16 protein-coding genes are annotated in these 16645 nt (G+C 65.9%); all 16 read right to left on the bottom strand.

The features are described 5' to 3' along the window. Window positions 1–62 precede the first annotated feature (62 nt). The 16 genes from atpA to thrB all read right to left on the bottom strand — a co-directional run bounded on the left by atpA (window position 63) and on the right by thrB (window position 16645). Entirely contained in the window at window positions 63–1700 is a 1638-nt protein-coding gene (gene atpA, locus AC1DB8_RS13510) for a F0F1 ATP synthase subunit alpha (protein WP_476893372.1), read from the bottom strand. 87 nt (window positions 1701–1787) lie between these two features. Beyond that, complete coding sequence (locus AC1DB8_RS13505; RefSeq protein ID WP_441417356.1) at window positions 1788–2612, bottom strand: F0F1 ATP synthase subunit delta; 825 nt, start codon at window positions 2610–2612, stop codon at window positions 1788–1790. Further along, window positions 2612–3163 carry a F0F1 ATP synthase subunit B gene (locus AC1DB8_RS13500; RefSeq protein WP_175322873.1) on the bottom strand — a complete coding sequence of 184 codons (552 nt, stop codon included), beginning with the start codon at window positions 3161–3163 and terminating at the stop codon, window positions 2612–2614. Before AC1DB8_RS13500 ends, AC1DB8_RS13505 begins: the two co-directional genes overlap by 1 nt. Window positions 3164–3216: 53 nt before the next feature. Beyond that, window positions 3217–3435 (bottom strand): ATP synthase F0 subunit C, encoded by a 219-nt coding sequence (atpE, locus tag AC1DB8_RS13495; RefSeq protein WP_003804776.1) that lies wholly within the window; start codon window positions 3433–3435, stop codon window positions 3217–3219. An 80-nt stretch (window positions 3436–3515) separates the two neighbouring features. Next, window positions 3516–4316 carry a F0F1 ATP synthase subunit A gene (gene atpB, locus AC1DB8_RS13490; RefSeq protein ID WP_175322872.1) on the bottom strand — a complete coding sequence of 267 codons (801 nt, stop codon included), beginning with the start codon at window positions 4314–4316 and terminating at the stop codon, window positions 3516–3518. Window positions 4317–4407: 91 nt separating this feature from the next. Beyond that, window positions 4408–4761: a hypothetical protein gene (locus tag AC1DB8_RS13485; protein ID WP_441417355.1), complete on the bottom strand. Its 354-nt coding sequence runs from the start codon at window positions 4759–4761 to the stop codon at window positions 4408–4410. Continuing rightward, window positions 4745–5239, bottom strand: a complete 495-nt coding sequence (locus AC1DB8_RS13480) for a Cg1360 family ATP-synthase-associated protein (protein WP_441417354.1) — start codon at window positions 5237–5239, stop codon at window positions 4745–4747. The genes AC1DB8_RS13485 and AC1DB8_RS13480 overlap by 17 nt, the downstream gene beginning before the upstream one ends. 80 nt (window positions 5240–5319) lie before the next feature. After that, a complete protein-coding gene (locus AC1DB8_RS13475; protein WP_441417353.1) occupies window positions 5320–6345 on the bottom strand; it encodes an MraY family glycosyltransferase in 1026 nt (341 codons plus the stop codon). Then, window positions 6342–8210, bottom strand: a complete 1869-nt coding sequence (locus AC1DB8_RS13470) for a polysaccharide biosynthesis protein (protein WP_441417352.1) — start codon at window positions 8208–8210, stop codon at window positions 6342–6344. Before AC1DB8_RS13470 ends, AC1DB8_RS13475 begins: the two co-directional genes overlap by 4 nt. A 101-nt stretch (window positions 8211–8311) precedes the next feature. Continuing rightward, window positions 8312–9286 carry a glycosyltransferase gene (locus tag AC1DB8_RS13465; RefSeq protein ID WP_476893307.1) on the bottom strand — a complete coding sequence of 325 codons (975 nt, stop codon included), beginning with the start codon at window positions 9284–9286 and terminating at the stop codon, window positions 8312–8314. 6 nt (window positions 9287–9292) lie between these two features. Then, window positions 9293–10201 (bottom strand): glycosyltransferase, encoded by a 909-nt coding sequence (locus AC1DB8_RS13460; RefSeq protein ID WP_441417350.1) that lies wholly within the window; start codon window positions 10199–10201, stop codon window positions 9293–9295. Between the two features lies 1 nt (window position 10202). Then, a complete protein-coding gene (locus tag AC1DB8_RS13455) occupies window positions 10203–10988 on the bottom strand; it encodes an L-threonylcarbamoyladenylate synthase (protein ID WP_476893306.1) in 786 nt (261 codons plus the stop codon). Next, window positions 10985–11896 (bottom strand): peptide chain release factor N(5)-glutamine methyltransferase, encoded by a 912-nt coding sequence (gene prmC / locus AC1DB8_RS13450; protein ID WP_476893305.1) that lies wholly within the window; start codon window positions 11894–11896, stop codon window positions 10985–10987. The genes AC1DB8_RS13455 and prmC overlap by 4 nt, the downstream gene beginning before the upstream one ends. Before the next feature lie 34 nt (window positions 11897–11930). Then, window positions 11931–13004, bottom strand: coding sequence for a peptide chain release factor 1 (gene prfA / locus AC1DB8_RS13445; protein WP_441417347.1), 1074 nt, complete (start codon window positions 13002–13004; stop codon window positions 11931–11933). 233 nt (window positions 13005–13237) lie between these two features. Then, entirely contained in the window at window positions 13238–15349 is a 2112-nt protein-coding gene (gene rho / locus AC1DB8_RS13440; RefSeq protein ID WP_476893304.1) for a transcription termination factor Rho, read from the bottom strand. A gap of 309 nt (window positions 15350–15658) precedes the next feature. Further along, window positions 15659–16645: a homoserine kinase gene (gene thrB / locus AC1DB8_RS13435; protein WP_476893303.1), complete on the bottom strand. Its 987-nt coding sequence runs from the start codon at window positions 16643–16645 to the stop codon at window positions 15659–15661.

The following is a 16645-nucleotide window of genomic DNA, read 5'->3' as shown; positions in this document are numbered from 1 at the left end:
AAGATCCCGGTGGCCGGGACTGCCGGAACCCGCTGGGGTTCCGGCAGTCCCTGCCAGCGAAACTAGCGCTTCTGCTTGACGATTTTTTCCTGGTCGACCTTGTCCTCGTCGATCGGGGCGTACTCCTCGTGCCCTGCACCGACCAGGAGGCTGTCGCCCTCGCCGAAGAAGCCCTTCTTGAAGTCCACGATCGCGGTCTTCAGCGCCTCTGCCGTGTCATCGTCCATGACGTTGGTCTGGGCCAGCGTCGTCAGGATGGAGGACTTGTGCTTGAGGTGCTCCAGGAACTCGGTCTCGAAGCGGTTGATGTCTTCAACCGGAACGTCGTCGAGGTAGCCGTTGGTGCCGGCCCAGATGGAGACAACCTGGTCCTCGACCGGGAACGGCGAGTACTGGCCCTGCTTGAGCAGTTCCATCAGGCGGGCGCCGCGGGTCAGCTGCTGGCGGGAAGCCGCGTCGAGGTCCGACGCGAACATCGCAAATGCCTGCATGTCGCGGTACTGGGCGAGTTCCAGCTTCAAGGTACCGGAGACCTTCTTCATGGACTTCACCTGTGCGGCGCCACCCACGCGGGACACGGAGACACCCACGTCGACGGCGGGACGCTGGTTGGCGTTGAAGAGGTCCGACTGCAGGAAGATCTGGCCGTCGGTGATGGAGATGACGTTGGTCGGGATGTAGGCGGACACGTCGTTCGCCTTCGTCTCGATCAGCGGCAGCCCGGTCATCGAACCTGCGCCCAGCTCGTCGGAAAGCTTGGCACAACGCTCAAGCAGACGGGAGTGCAAGTAGAAGACGTCGCCCGGGTAGGCTTCGCGTCCCGGCGGGCGGCGCAGCAGCAGCGACACCGCACGGTAGGCCTCAGCCTGCTTGGAGAGGTCGTCGAACACGATGAGGACGTGCTTGCCACCGTACATCCAGTGCTGGCCGATGGCCGAGCCGGCGTACGGTGCCAGGTACTTGAATCCGGCGGGGTCGGACGCGGGGGAAGCCACGATGGTCGTGTACTCCAGTGCGCCGTTGTCCTCGAGCGTCTGGCGGACAGCCGCGATCGTGGACGCCTTCTGGCCGATGGCCACGTAGATGCAGCGCACCTGCTTGGTGACATCGTCGGAAGCCCAGTTGGCCTTCTGGTTGATGATCGTATCGATGGCGATGGCCGACTTGCCGGTCTGGCGGTCGCCAATGATCAGCTGACGCTGGCCGCGGCCGATCGGGATCATGGCGTCGATAGCCTTCAGACCGGTCTGCATCGGCTCGTGGACCGACTTGCGCTGGGTCACGCCGGGCGCCTGGAGTTCCAGGGCACGGGTGGTTTCGGCCTTGATCTCGCCAAGGTCGTCGATGGGCTGGCCCAGGGGGTCAACCACGCGGCCGAGGAAGGCGTCGCCAACCGGAACGGACAAAACCTGTCCGGTGCGGTGGACTTCCTGGCCCTCTTCGATGCCGGTGAAGTCACCGAGGACGATGACACCGATCTCGCGGACGTCGAGGTTCTGGGCCAGGCCCAGCGTGCCGTCTTCGAAGCGAAGCAGCTCGTTCGCCATGACCGAGGGAAGGCCCTCAACACGGGCGATGCCGTCACCTGCGGTCGTTACACGGCCAACCTCTACGCGCTCTGCGTTTCCGGGTTCGTAGGACGCCGCGAACTCGTTCAACGCAATACGGACGTCGTCGGCGTTGATGGTCAATTCGGCCATCTGCAGTCCCTGCTCTCCTGTTTTCGTGATCATCGTTGCTCACGATGACCGGGGTTTCTTGTCGGTAAGTTGTGCTTGTCCGGCTAACTAAGCAATCTGACGCTGGAGCTGGCCCAGACGGGCGAGAACCGAAGCGTCAACCACTTCGTCGCCGATCTGGATCCGCAGGCCACCAATCAGTGCCGGGTCAACGTTCATGTTGATCTTGAGCTCACGGCCGTACAGGGCGTTGAGCCCTGCCTGCAGACGGCTGGTCTGGGTCTCCGTCAGCGGACGGGTGACGCTGACGGTAGCAATCCAGCGCTGCTGGCGCTTGGCCGCAAGCTCGGCAAAACGGCTGACGAGCTTGGTGACCTTGAGGCCGCGGGGCTGCGAAACTGCCTGTCCGATGAGGACTTTCGCTTCCACGCTGGCGCGGGGCACGAGCTTTTCGGCGAGGGCAACCTTGGCAGCCTGGCTCGCCTGCGGCTCGGACAGAGCACGCTGCACCTCGTGGCTGGAATCGACGGCCTGGTTGAAGGAGAACAGATCGTTCTCCAGCGCTTCCAGTCCGCCAATGCCCGAGGCAGAGACGGCCGACTTGTTTTCAGCAACGGCAATTACCACCGAAGCGGCAAGAGTCTCGAGTGCATCGCCGATGTCACGAGCCGACGCCCAGCGTGAGCTGGCCAGCCCGCTTGCGATCTCCACAGCATCAGCGGAGACTTTGCCGCTGAAGAGCTGCTTGACCAGCGCCGACTTTTCGTCACCGCTGCGGGACGGGTCAGTCAGGGCACGGCGCAAGCCAGCCGAGCTGTCCACCGTTCCCAGGATTCCGAAGAGTTCCGTAGCCAACTGCAGCGACGCGTTGGGAAGCTTGGCTTCCAACGCGACGAGTGCCGCGGTCAGCGATTCGCTCGATACACCTGCCATTACTTAGCTGCACCTGCGTTCTGGTTCTCCAGATCTGCCAGGAAACGGTCAACCACACGGGCCGAACGCGCGTCATCGCTGAGCGCCTCGCCGACGATGCGGCCCGCCAGCGTGGTAGCCAGCGTGCCGACCTCGGCGCGGAGCGACACAACGGCCGCCTGGCGCTCGGACTCGATCTGCGCGTGTGCCTGGGCGGTGATGCGGGCAGACTCAGCAGCTGCCTTCTCCTTCAGATCCGCCAGGATCTGGGCGCCTTCGGCGCGGGCTTCCTCGCGGATGCGGTTGGCCTCGGTGCGGGCGTCGGTGAGCTGCTGCTTGTACTCTTCGAGTGCTGCAGAAGCCTCTGCCTGCGCCTTTTCGGCCTTGGCGATGCCGCCTTCAATGGCCTCGGCGCGCTCTGCGAAATTCTTCTCGAACATCGGGACGACGTACTTAGTCACGATGAACAGGAGGACAGCAAAGCCCACGAGGACGACAAACATTTCCCAGATATTGGGAACGAGGGGGTTGGTTTCGCCCTCGGTGGCGGCTGAGATGATCAGCTGCTTCATATTTCACCCGTCCTTATCTACTCGGTTCTGGATGTTCGCTGGGTTCTGAAGGTTTACTTGAGAACGAATGCGAAGACCAGGCCGAGGATGGCGAGGGCTTCAGTCAGCGCAAGGCCGAGGAATGCGATCGGCTGCAGGACGCGCTGTGCTTCCGGCTGACGTGCCACACCGTTGATGTAAGCAGCGAACACGAGACCCACACCGATACCACCGCCGATGGCGGAGAGGCCGTAGCCGATGAGGTTGAGGGAGCCGTTGATGGAGCCTTCCATTTTTCTTCCTTTCAAGATGCCACCCGTGTGGCAGGTTGTTTGGGTTGCTTCATCCCCGCGAGGGGAAGTTTGTGGGTGCCTTAGTGGCTGTCGGCGTGCAGTGCGCCTTCGATGTAGATCGCGGTCAGCAGCGTGAAGACGTACGCCTGCAGCGCCATGATCAGCGCCTCCAGCATGTACATCGCAATCGAGCCGGCCAGGACAAGCACGGAGGCGCCCTTCAGCAGGACGTTCTCCTGCATGACGAGGAACTCGATGCCGGAACCGGCGATCATCACAATCAGGTGGCCGGCCAGCATGGTGGCGAACAGACGGAGGCTGTGCGTGACAGGCCGGACCAGGAAGTTGGAGATGATCTCGATCGGGATAACGATCGGAAGGATGTAGATGGGTACGCCGCTCGGCACGGTGGCCAGCTTGAAGTACTTCAGGCCGTTCTTCTTGACGCCGATGGCGATCCAGGTGATGTACACGATCGCTGCCAGCACGTAGGCGCCGCCGACGTGCGAGAAGCTCGGCAGCTGGATCACGGGGATCGCGCCGTAGATGTTGTTCACGAGGATGAAGAAGAAGAGGCTGAAGAGCAGCGGGACGTACTTCATGAAGTCTTTGCCGCCGATGATGTCCTTGGCGATGCCGTTGCGGACGAAGCCGTAGGCTGCCTCGCCTGCGAACTGCAGCTTGCCGGGAACGAGCTGCTGCTTACGCGCAGCAATCACGAAGAATGTGGCGATAATGACGACCGAGAGGATCACCAGCAGCATCTGCTTGGAGAATCCTTCGGCTTGACCCCAGGGCAGGATAGCCGGCAGGTGCAATTGTTCAATTCCAGGAGGAGTGAACTCTCCTGAATCTTGGGCCGGGAGCGCAAGCGCGATCAACGCGTTTCCTCTCTGCAGTGTCCATCATTGGGCGTTGGGCGGGGAGCGGCCGCATTTCTGTCAGCCATTCCCCCTGTGAAATTTTTTGGCATTACTGTTCCGCGTCCTTCGACGGGCCACCTGCAGCGCCGTCTCCGCCAGCCGAATTCCGGTGACTGGTGAGACCGTGCATATGAGAAAGATAGAACCCTCCCGCAGCTCCAAGCAGGGCGCCTGCGAGCACAATCCAGCGGGTTCCCCACAGATTATCCAGACCCCACCCTATCAAACTCCAGACGATGATTCCGCCAACAATGTAGCTAAAGACGGCTATTCCGGCGTTGTATCCGCCGTCGTTGCCGTCCTGCGAGACACCGGGGGCGCCACCTGTGGTTTTGGGGGTCCGGGCCTGGTTTTTGGGAAGGTTCTTACCTTCGTTGTTGCCTGCATCATCGCGGCTGGGCATGGGTGCCGCCTTCCTGCGGGTCAGGGTCGTTGTAGATTTGCAGCCGTGCCTTGCCGAACCCGATGATCTCCGCCGCCTGCCAGGCGACCACGCAGACGACGGCGCCGATCAGGAACCAGCGTTCGTGCAGCCAGGCCGGCGCTCCGAGGACAAAGAGCACCACGGCGAAGCCGACCACTTTCACGAAGTAGGTGGCAACGAACATGCCGATGGCTCCGGACGGGTTGTTGCGGCCGACAAAATGTCCGATCGCCAGGCTGATCGCGAAGAACGCCATCACCAGCGCGCCGCCGAAGAGGCTGGACAAGGCACCGTAGCCGCCGTTGAAGGCGAAGGCCAGGACCGCGGTCAGCAGCAGGGCCGCCCCCGCCGCCGCCGAACTGAGGGCCAGCAGCTTCAGCCACAGCGACCTGGTGGGACCGGAGCCGCCAACGGAGCCGCTGCCGGACGTGCGTCCGGACTCGGCGTTGGAGCTCATGGGATCCCAATCGTCGCAGGGGGTAAGGGCAGGAACGCGGCGACAAGCCGCCCCTGAATTCTACACGAGATAGAACAGGGCTAGGCCACCGGGATGCGGGTGACCTTGGGACGGTGCCGGAACCGACGGATCAGGTCCGGCGAGACCAGATACAGTCCGAGCACCAGCAGGCTGCCGGCCACGCAGAGGGCGACGACGGGCAGCGGGGCCGTGGCGGCGACGAAACCGAGGACGATGACGGCGATGGTGCAGACCGTTACCACGGCTGCCGCCTGCAGGTGGGAGAAGCCGACGTCGGTGAGCCGCTGGTAAACGTGTTCGCGGTGGGACGCGTACCAGCGCTCCCCCGCCTTGATCCGGCGCAGCAGGGTATAGCCGGTGTCCGCGGCATAGACCAGGATCGGCGAGAGGACGTATTCGACGTAGACGCCGCTCAGGAAGCCCGCCACGGCGAGGGCCGCGATCGAGGCGCCGAGGAGATAGCTGCCGACGTCGCCCAGGAACACCGAACCACGGCCGAGGTTCCAGGGCAGGAAGCCAAGGAAGGCCATCGCGAGCACCGTGCCCCCGGCGGTTAGCCAGGGCTGTCCGGCCAGCATGCCGGCCAGCGCGTAGGCGCCGCCAGCGGTGACGCCGTGCAGGCCGGAGATCCCGTTGATCCCGTCCATGAAGTTCGCGATGTTGACGTAGGCCGCGATTGCCACGGCAGCCAGCGGCAGCCACCAGAACGACTGCGACGTCAGGACGATCAGCGCAGCGGAGCCGGCGGCACCGATTCCCAGCTGGGCGGCGGCGCGTGCCCCGATGGACAGACCGCGCAGATCCTCGATCCAGCCCACGGCGGCACTGGCCGCAATGATCCCCAGCACCACCGCGAAAACCGAACGGTCCACGGTGACGAGGTTTAGGAGCACCGCGGCGAGGTAGCCGACGGCGGTGGCCAGGGCGGCAGCCATCCCCATCCCCCGGATGGTCGCTTTATGGTGGGAGGAGCGGGCGGAGGGAATGTCGACGACGCCCATCCGGACCAGCCACGGTTTCACCGCGAAGGGAAGCAGCAGGCTGGCCAGCAGGGTGATTCCGGCCAGGATGGCGAGCGGCATCATGACGCGACCCGGATCGAGCCCGCTTCATCGGCCTCGTCGTCCGGGATGTCGGCGATGTTAATGCCCTGTTCGGCCTCGCAGCGGGCCAGCCAGACGTTCAGGTCCAGCTTGGCCGGATCCTGCTCGGTGGCCTTGGTGTGCGAAATCTTCGGGTGCAGGGGACGCTGGTCCAGTTCGCCGGTGCCGACGAGCTCTTCATGCAGCTTTTCTCCCGGCCGCAGGCCGGTGTAGATGATATCGACCTTTTTGCCGGACATGGCGATCATCCGCTGGGCGACGTCGAGGATCTTCACGGGCTCGCCCATGTCCAGGATCATCACGTCGCCGCCCGAGCCGATCGCACCGGCCTGGATCACCAGCTGGCAGGCTTCGGGAATCGTCATGAAGAACCGCGTGACCTCGGGATCGGTGACGGTGACCGGGCCCCCGACGCGGATCTGCTCGGTGAAGAGCGGGAGCATTGAGCCGCGGCTGCCCATCACATTGCCGAAGCGGACGGATACGAACTTGCTGCCGGTCTGGCCGGCCATCCAGGCGGTCAGCTTCTCCGCGACGCGCTTGGAGTGGCCCAGGGCGGTGGTGGGGTTGGCTGCCTTGTCGGTGGAGATATTCACAAAGTGTGAGACACCGGCGTGCCGGGCGGCGCGCAGCACGTTCAGGGTACCGCAGACGTTCGTCTTCCAGGCCTCGACGGGGTACTGCTGCAGCAGCGGTGCGTGCTTCAGGGCGGCGGCGTGGAACACGACCTCGGGCCGGCGGTCTTCGAAGATGTCCTGCAGGGCTTCGCCGTCGCGGATGTTGGCCAGCACCGTGTCGCGGCCGGCCAGCAGCCCCCGGCCGGTGATGGAGATCTGTGTCTGCTGCAGTCCGGTCTCGTCGTGGTCGAGCATGATGAGTTCCGCGGGGGCGAACTGGACAATCTGGCGGCAGAGTTCCGAACCGATTGAGCCGCCCGCGCCGGTCACCAGCACCCGCTTGCCCTTGATATACCCGGCGATTTCGTCGACTTTGATGTCGACGGGCCGGCGGCCGATCAGGTCTTCGACCGCCACGTCGCGGAAGTCCGAGAACCCGTCGGGCGCCCCGCCGCCGAGCATGTCGCGCAGCGGAGGCAACACCAGCACACGGATATTCATGCCGGCCACAGCGTCCGAGATACGGCGCACGACGGCGGCCTCGACATTGGCGAACGCCAGGACCAGCACCCTTGCGCGGGTCCTGCGGATGATCGCCGGGAGGTCCTCTCCCCTGCCAAGGACCTGGACTCCGGAGAGCCGCAGGTGCTTCTTGGCCGGGTCGTCATCGATCAGGCCGACCGGGAAGTACGGGGAATCCGGGTCCTGCAGCATCCGGGTCAGCAGCGAGTTGCCCAGGAATCCCGCGCCGTAGATCAGGGTGTTCTGCGCCTCGTCGCCGGGCCGGGTCTTGCCCTCGACGTAGAGCCGCTTGGCGTAGCGTGCCGCGCCCATGAAGAGGCAGGCGAAGGGGAAGGCGATCAGGCCTACGCTGCGGCCGATGTTGATGGCCCCGTACAGCACCAGCAGCGTCACGGTGATCGAGGCGGCCACAATCACGGTGACGAAGACCAGTGCCCGCGCCTCCTGGAAACTGCCGAAGGGGTACCGGCCCCGGTAGAGGGCCAGCGCGTAGCCGGCGACGATCTGCGCGATGACGGCGAGGGCAGCGATGAAGAAGGCGCCCAGGAACTGTTCCGCCCGGATACCCATCTCGTAGCGCAGCAGCAGCGCCAGGACGACCGCCACGATCCAGGACATGGAGTCGAGGAACAGCTGGATCCAGATCCAGAGGGCGGGCTTCTCTTCCCGTGCTGCGGCAGATCCGCGCGCTTCAGATTTCGTACTCAACAGAGATTGCAACCGACTTCCACTACCACGGCGGCCATGCGCCTGTTTCAAAAAATACCCCGCCGCAAAACTGTCGGACAGCGGCGGAGCCTAAAACGATACTAATCTCTTTCGGCTCCGCTATCTGAGTCAGCGGCCCCGGCCGGCAAAAGCGGCGACATCGGTTTCCAACTGCGGTCCGCGAGGATGGCGCGCGATTCGCGCCATCCTCGCCAGAGCGCGCCGGTCCCCTTCAGGGTCCGCTCGACGAGCACCAGGCGGGCAATTTCCTTCAGGAAGGTCAGTGCCGTGCCGGCCCCAAAACCGAGCCGGCTGAACTTCCCGTAGGCCCGGAGGTACTGCGCGACGTGCCCGCGGTTGCGCATCACGTAGCGTCGGCTGAGGTCACTGGAGTCATTGAGGTGGCGCAGGCCCAGGTCCACCTGGCGCTGCGCGCGTACCTTCTTGATGACGAAGGCGTTGACGTAGACCACCGGTGTCTGCTGCGCGGCGAGCCAGCCGTAGACCAGGTCATCCCAGGTGATGAAGAAGCGTGGATCGGGCAGCCCGATGGTCCGCGCCACCGAGGCCTTGATCAGCATGCCTTCGAAGTTTCCGACGTTGGTGCGGAAGACCTCGGAATGCTTGAAGACGTCGCGCGAGACGGGGAGGAAGACGCCGAGCGCCTCGACGAAGTGGTGCTGCCAGAAGAAGGGTTTGCCGTTGGCGTCGTAGCGGCGGCCGATCAGGCAGGAATACTCCGGGGTGAACTTCTCCAGCGCCTCCACCGCTCCGGGGAGGACCTCGACGTCGTCGTCCATCAGCCAGAGCCACCCGGCACCGGCTTCCAGCGCCAGCTCGACGCCGCGGGAGAAGCCGCCCGCGCCGCCGACGTTTTCCGGCAGCCGTTCGTACTCAATCGGCGGACCGCCAGCGGCCCTGGCCCGGGAGACGACCTCGGCTGTGTGGTCGCTGCTGGCGTTGTCCACCACGATGATCCGCGCCGGCGGGGTGCTGAGGCGGGCGAAGGAATCGAGCAGGTTCTGCAGAAAGTCGGCACGGTTGTAGGTGACGACGACGGCGTACAGGTTCTCCACGGCAGCCTAGCTGTTAGTGGACATCAGTTGCGCGGGAGAGCCGAAGCCCTTGCCGCGGAACCCGGTGGAATAGGCGCCGAACCAGTGCGCCAGGCCCTTCAGGTCCCCGGTCTTCAGGAAGTAGTACGGGAAGCCGACCATGTCAGCTCCGAACCAGCGCAGGTTCCGGTACTTGCGGGTCAGGTAGCCCCGGTTGCGGAAATAGCAGTAGCGCTTGAACTCGCCTTCCGGGATGACGGGCGTGATGAACCCGCCGAAGACGGGCTTCATCTCGGTCCAGGTGGCGGGGTGCTGCACGGCAACGGTGGCCAGCGTGCCGTACTTCAAGCCGGCCTTCTTCACCCGGGAGAGGAAGTCGACCTCGTCGCCGCGGATGAAGAACTTCACGTCCGGAATGCCGATCTTGTAGAAGACCTCGGTGCGGATCAGGGCCCCGTTGAAGAAGTGCACCATGTCCGGCAGGTAGCCCATTGGCGCCAGTTTGGCGCGGTCATTGGTCAGCAGGCCGTTGATCCGGAAGTTGAAGGACAGCCGGTTCGGGTCTGCGGTGGCGGCGACGAGCGGGCTGACGATGTCGAGCTGGTGTTCCTCGGCCGTCTTCAGCAGCCCGGCGAGGCAGTTGCCGTCCTCGGGGTGGCCGTCGTCATCCATCATCCAGATCCACTCGGCGCCGCTGGCCATGGCGGCCAGGATCGCGTAGGCAAAGCCGCCGGCTCCGCCGAGGTTTGCCTCGGAGCGCAGGTAGTTGATGTTCGCTCCCCCGGCGGCGACGACCTCGGTGGCCGGAACGGTGCCGGAGTCCACGAGCGCGATCGAGTGGATCGGCGCAGTCTGCGCGGCAAGGCCTTTGAGTAGGAGGGCAAGTTCCTCGTGCCGGTCGAAGGTTACGGCCGCGACGGCGACTTTGGGCTGCATGTCAGTTCCTCGGAGGGTCGTCGGAGGCGGTGGGGACAGTGTGGCCGGGTGCCTCCCCGGTCGCGGCGTCAGCCGGCACGGCGGCCGGCCCCGCTTCGGCATCCGGCTCCGCTTCGGCGGCCGGCTGTTCGCCGGCCCCGAGCACGTCCGGGACCACTTCACGCAGGCGCTCAAGGCTGATGGCGCCCTGGCGGACCACGCGCAGCGGCAGGGCCGTGGCGTCAATGATCGTGGACGGCTCGGCCCCGTTGCCTTCGACCGGCCGGTGCCCGCCTTCGAGGTAGACCTCCACCGACTCCGCGAGCTGCGCCTCGGCGTCGGCGGCGCTCTGTGCGGCGGCCTGGCCGGTGCGGTTGGCGGAGGAGACCGCCAGCGGTCCGGTGAGGGTAAGCAGGTCCTGGGCGACGTCGTCGTCCGGGAGGCGGAGGGCCACTGTGCCCTTGGTTTCGCCAAGGTCCCAGTCGAGCGAGGGCTGTGCGTGCAGGATCAGGGTCAGCCCCCCGGGCCAGAACGCCTCGGCCAGGCGGCGGGCCTCGGCCGGCACATCGGTGGCCAGGCCGTCCAGGGCGTTCAGCCTGGGGATCAGTACGGGCGGCGGCATTTGCCGGCTCCGGCCTTTGGCCGCGAGCAACAGCGTCACGGCCTGCGGCGAGAACGCGTCGGCGCCGATGCCGTACACGGTGTCGGTGGGGAGGACCACGCACTTGTGTTCCCGGATGGCCCGCTGGGCGTGTTCAAGTCCTGCGGCGCGTTGCTCCGCGTCCGCGCAATCGTAGCTAGTCGTCACTGGCCTATCCTTTCATCACTGACGGCCTCGGGTTTGCGGACGGCGCTGGTGGCGCGTTCGCGTCCGTTGAGGTCCAGGTGCGTCGTCACTCCGGACCAGTGTCCGGAACGCTCCAGCATCGCGGCGATCCAGCCGGCCTGGACCTCGGCGTGCTCCATGACGAAGTAGCCACCTGGCACGAGAAGCCGGGCCGCGGAGGCCGCCGCCGCCGTCGGGAGTTCCATGCCGTCCGCTCCCCCGCCATAGAGCGCCTCGGGCGGGTCATGCAGCGCCACCTCGGGCTCGTTGGGTACCGCTTCGGCCGGGATGTAGGGCGGGTTGGACACGACGACGTCGAAGCTGCCGTTGTGTTCGGGCAACGCGTCCCGCAGGTCGCCGCGCACCAGGTGGACGCCCAGCGGCAGCAGGTTCTTGGCCGCCCAGGCGTGCGCAAACTCGCTGAACTCCACGGCGTGGACCTCGGCGTCGGGAACCTCATGCGCGATCGAGCCGGCAATCGCCCCCGACCCGGTTCCGAGGTCGACGACCTTGGGCCGCCTGTGCAGCCGTTCCGTGTCTTCGGACCGGGCCGCCAGCCAGTCGATTACCAGCTGAACGACGGATTCCGTTTCCGGACGCGGGATGAATACGCCGGGCCCGACAGCGAGTTCGAGGTAGCGGAAGTGCGCCACGCCGGTGATGTGCTGCAACGGGATACGCTGTGCCCGCTCGGCCACCAGCTCGGCGTAGCCTGCCGGCGCCGGCGTCTCACCGAGGACCATGGCGCGGAGCCGGCCCGGGCCGACGCCAAGCAGGTGGCCGGCAAGGAGTTCGGCGTCGACCTTCGGGCTCGGCACGCCGGCGGCGGCCAGCACGGCCGTGGCCTCGCGGACGGCGTCGGCGAGGCTCAGCGCAGCATCAGAAGTCATCAGGCTCAGGTGTCATCGGGGCGGACGATCCGTACTAGTCGCCGATGGCGTCGAGGCGGGCCTGTTCGTCCATCTCGATGGCGGACTGGATCACCGGCTCCAGGTCGCCGTTCATGACCTGGTCCAGGTTGTACGCCTTGTAGCCGGTGCGGTGGTCGGCGATCCGGTTTTCCGGGTAGTTGTAGGTCCGGATGCGCTCGGAGCGGTCCATGGTGCGGATCTGCGACTTGCGCTGGGCCGAGTTCTCGGCGTCGATCTGCTCCTGCTGGTGGGCCAGGATGCGGGCGCGCAGCACGCGCATGCCGGCTTCACGGTTCTGCAGCTGGGACTTCTCGTTCTGCATCGCCACCACGATCCCGGTGGGAAGGTGCGTGATGCGCACGGCCGAGTCGGTGGTGTTGACCGACTGGCCGCCGGGGCCGGAGGAACGGTAGACGTCGATCTTGAGATCGTTCTGGTTGATTTCGAGCTCTTCGGGCTCGTCCACTTCGGGGAGCACCAGGACGCCGGCCGCCGAAGTGTGGATACGCCCCTGGGACTCGGTCACCGGCACGCGCTGCACCCGGTGCACGCCGCCTTCGAACTTCAGCCGCGCGAACACGCCCTCGGCGGGATCGTTGGAGTTGCCCTTGACTGCCATCTGGACGTCCTTGTAGCCGCCCAGGTCCGATTCGGTGGCGGAGATAATCTCGGTTTTCCAGCCACGGGATTCCGCGTAACGGCTGTACATGCGCAGCAGGTCCGCGGCGAACAGGGCAGCCTCGTCGCCGCCTTCGCCGCCCTTAACCTCAAGGATCACGTTGCGGGCGTCGTCCGGGTCGCGCGGGATGAGCAGGCGGCGCAGCTTGGCCGCGGCCGTCTCCAGGGCAGCCTCAAGCTCGGGCACCTCAGCGGCGAACTCCGGATCCTCGCCGGCCATTTCCTTCGCGGCCGACAGGTCATCGCTGATGCTTTCCCAGCGGTGGTAGGCCTCCACAATGCCGTTCAACTGCGCCGACCGCCGCCCCAGCTTCCGGGCCAGCTTCTGGTCAGCATAAACAGCAGGATCCCCAAGCTGGGCCTGGATAGCAGCATGCTCATCCAACAGCCCCTGTACGGACTCAAACATTTCAAAACCTCTTTCGACTTGGAACCAAGTCTAGTTACGACAACAAAACTGGACCGCGGCTGGCGACTTAACGACGAAGCCGCACGGATTTTTCCGCCCCGGGAGTGGCTTCGGGCCTGCCGGAGCCGGGTGGCGTGCGATCGTAGATCGAACGCCACCCGGCGGAGGGGCGGGGGCGGAAAATCCGTGCGGCGTTAGCGCGCGGGACCGCCAGAATCTAGCGGTTAATGCAGCTACTTGTCGTTATCGGACTTCGCACCAAGCGTCGTCTTCTGCACCTGCATGAGGAACTCGACGTTGCTCTGGGTCTCCCGGATCTTGTTGGTCAGCAGCTCAAGGCTCTGCTGCGTTTCGAGTCCGGAGAGGACGCGGCGCAGCTTCCACATGATCTTGACTTCCTCGGGGGACAGCAGGTTCTCTTCGCGGCGGGTACCGGACGCGTTGACGTCCACGGCCGGGAAGATGCGCTTGTCCGCGAGCTGGCGGGACAGGCGCAGTTCCATGTTGCCCGTGCCCTTGAACTCTTCGAAGATGACCTCGTCCATCTTGGACCCGGTCTCGACGAGCGCGGTGGCCAGGATGGTGAGCGAGCCGCCGTTTTCGATGTTGCGGGCTGCACCGAAGAAACGCTTCGGCGGGTACAGCGCGGCGGAGTCGACACCGCCGGACAGGATGCGGCCAGAGGCGGGCGCGGCCAGGTTGTAGGCGCGGCCCAGTCGGGTCATCGAGTCCAGCAGGACCACAACGTCCATGCCCATTTCCACGAGGCGCTTGGCACGCTCGATGGAAAGTTCGGCCACGGTCGTGTGGTCATCGGCGGGGCGGTCGAAGGTGGAGGCAATGACCTCACCCTTGACCGTGCGCTGCATGTCGGTGACTTCTTCGGGGCGTTCGTCAACGAGCACCATCATGAGGTGGACCTCAGGATTGTTGGTGGTGATGGCGTTGGCGATGGACTGCAGGATGAGCGTCTTGCCGGCCTTCGGCGGCGAGACGATCAGGCCACGCTGGCCCTTGCCGATCGGGGCGACCAGGTCGATGACGCGGGGGCCGATCTTCTTGGGGTCCGTCTCGAGGCGCAGGCGCTCGGAGGGGTACAGCGGGACGAGCTTGGCGAATTCGACGCGGTCCTTGAGTTCCTCGGGGGTCTTGCCGTTGACCGAGGTGACGCGGACCAGCGCGTTGAACTTCTGGCGGGCCGACTGCTGGTTGCTGCGGTCTTCGCCTTCACGCGGGGCGCGGATGGCGCCGACGACGGCGTCGCCCTTGCGCAGGTTGTACTTCTTGACCTGGGCGAGCGAGACGTAGACGTCGTTCGGACCCGGCAAGTAGCCGGAGGTGCGGATGAACGCGTAGTTCTCCAGCACATCCAGGATGCCGGCGACGGGCAGCAGGACGTCGTCTTCGGTGACCTCGACGTCGTCGACGTCGGGTCCCTGGGAACGGCCGCGGCGGCGTTCGTTGCGGTCGCGGAAACGGTCGTTGCGCGGGTTGTTGTCGCGGTTGTCCTGGCCGCCGGAGCGGTCGTTGCGATCGTTGCGGTCACGACGGTTACGGCGGTTGCGGCGGCTGCCGCCGTCGGAATCGTCGTTGTCGCGGGTGTTGTCGCGGGTGTTTTCGCGGGTGCCGGACGTGTTGTCGCGGGTGTTGTCCTCACGGTTGCCACGGCCGCGGGTGTTGTCGCGGCGCTGGCCGTCGTCGCTGCCCTGTTCGGCCTGGCGTTCCTGGCGCTGTTCGACCGAGGCCTGCTCGGCCGGGGCTTCCACGGCTGCTGCCGGCTGGGCTTCGCCCTGGCCGGTGGCCTGGGCTGCTGCCTCGCCGCGGCGGCGGTTGCGGGTCCGCGGCTGGCGGGTGCGGTCGTTGCCTTCAGTGCCCTGCTCTGCCGGGGCGGACGGTGCCTGCGCCGGGGCAGCGGCGGACTGCGCCTCTACCGCGGCGGCGGGTGCCTCAGCAGCAGGGGTGGTGATGACGCCGTCGCTGCCTGCGCGGCGGCTGCGGCCCCGGGTCCGGGCCCGCGGGTTTTCCTGGGCCGGAGCCTCGGCTCCGTCAGTTGCGGGAGCCACGGCCGGGGCCGAGGCGTGGGCAACAGAGCCGTTGTCGCTCGCCTTTTCGGCGGCGCGTTCGGGTGCCTTGCTGACCGGGGTACCGGCACGGTGGGCGGAAATGGCGGTCACCAGATCACCCTTGCGCATCCGGGAGCCGCCGGAGATCCCCAGCTGGCTGGCCAGGGCCTGGAGCTGGGCGAGCTTCAGGCCGGCGAGGCCGCTGCTCTTGGCGGGTGCTGCCGTTGCGGCAGCAGAAGATGATGTTTCCACAGCTGAAGACAGCTCAGTGGTTTCGGTCACGAAGGATCCTTCCCCCTCGACGGCGTCCAGGCTAGGAGCTGGACGCGGTGATTTGATCTGGGCTGCAGTTCAGATCTGCAGCCGGGATTTCGGCCTTGCCGGTTGGATTTCGGCCGGCAGGGCCGGTTACTGCTACACCAAGACACGCCCCGAAATTGAGGAACGGCCGGCTGACACTTCAGGGGTACAGAGGAATTCTGCAGCTTCCTGCGTCAGACCGAAAGCAGGTGGCACCGGAAAATATTGCGCAGTGAAAGATGAGAGAGGGCAACTTGGCCAACATCGCGGTCTTATAAAAAGCTTGCGTGATTACCGCCGGTGCACTTCCACTTTAGCACCCTCAGTGTCTACAGCCAGCTTCATCACACGCCAGGCGACCTCCGGCGTGTTGTCCGCGGTGAAAGCTCCGATGAACTCGACGACGTCGGCCGCTTCCTCTTCCCCCGCGGCCAGGACCAGCACGGTGGGTCCCGCGCCGGAGACGACGGCGGCATGGCCGGCGCGCCGCAGCGCAGCGATCAGCTCCGCGCTGGGCCGCATGGCCTGCGCCCGGTAGCTCTGGTGCAGGTAGTCCTCGGTGCCGGGCAGCAGGAATTCAGGCTTCTGCGTCAGCGCGTGGATCAGGAGGGCGGCGCGGCCCGAGTTCATCGCGGCGGCGTGGTGCCCCACGGAGGCCGGAAGCAACGCCCGGGCGGCCTCGGTGGAGAGCTCGAAGTCCGGCACTGCGACGACCGGGACAATGCCGGCGTCGACCGTCGCGCAGGTGCTGCTGTACTGGTCACTGTCCTGCCAAGACAGCGCCAGTCCGCCGAAAATGGCGGGTGCGACGTTGTCCGGATGGCCCTCCAGTCGGCTGGTGAATTGCAGGATCCAATCCTTGCTGCGCCGCGAGGCCGCCGGGACGAGGGCGTTCGCGGCGCTGGCGGCGGCAACCACGGCGGCGGCCGAGGATCCGAGGCCGCGGCCGTGCGGGTTGACGTTGTCCGCGGTGATCCGCAACCCCTCGTGGCGGAAGCCCAGCAGGTGCAGCGCTTCCGTGAGGGCCTTGGCCACCAGATGGCTCGCATCGCGGGGCAGGGTATCCGCGCCCTCGCCGCTGAGCTCGAATTCAAGTTCGCCGCTCTCGAGGGTCTCCACCGTCAGCGTGTCGTGCAGCGACAGGGCCAGGCCCAGGCTGTCGTAGCCCGGGCCGAGATTGGCGCTGGTGGCCGGGACCCGGACGGTGACTACTTGCCCGGCCGGAACTGCCGGAATGTCGGCGGGAGATTCGGCCGGGACGGTGAGGGTGGTTTCCAA

This window comes from Arthrobacter sp. 10N410 (assembly GCF_056394945.1).
This window is presented reverse-complemented; position numbering and strand designations above follow the sequence as displayed.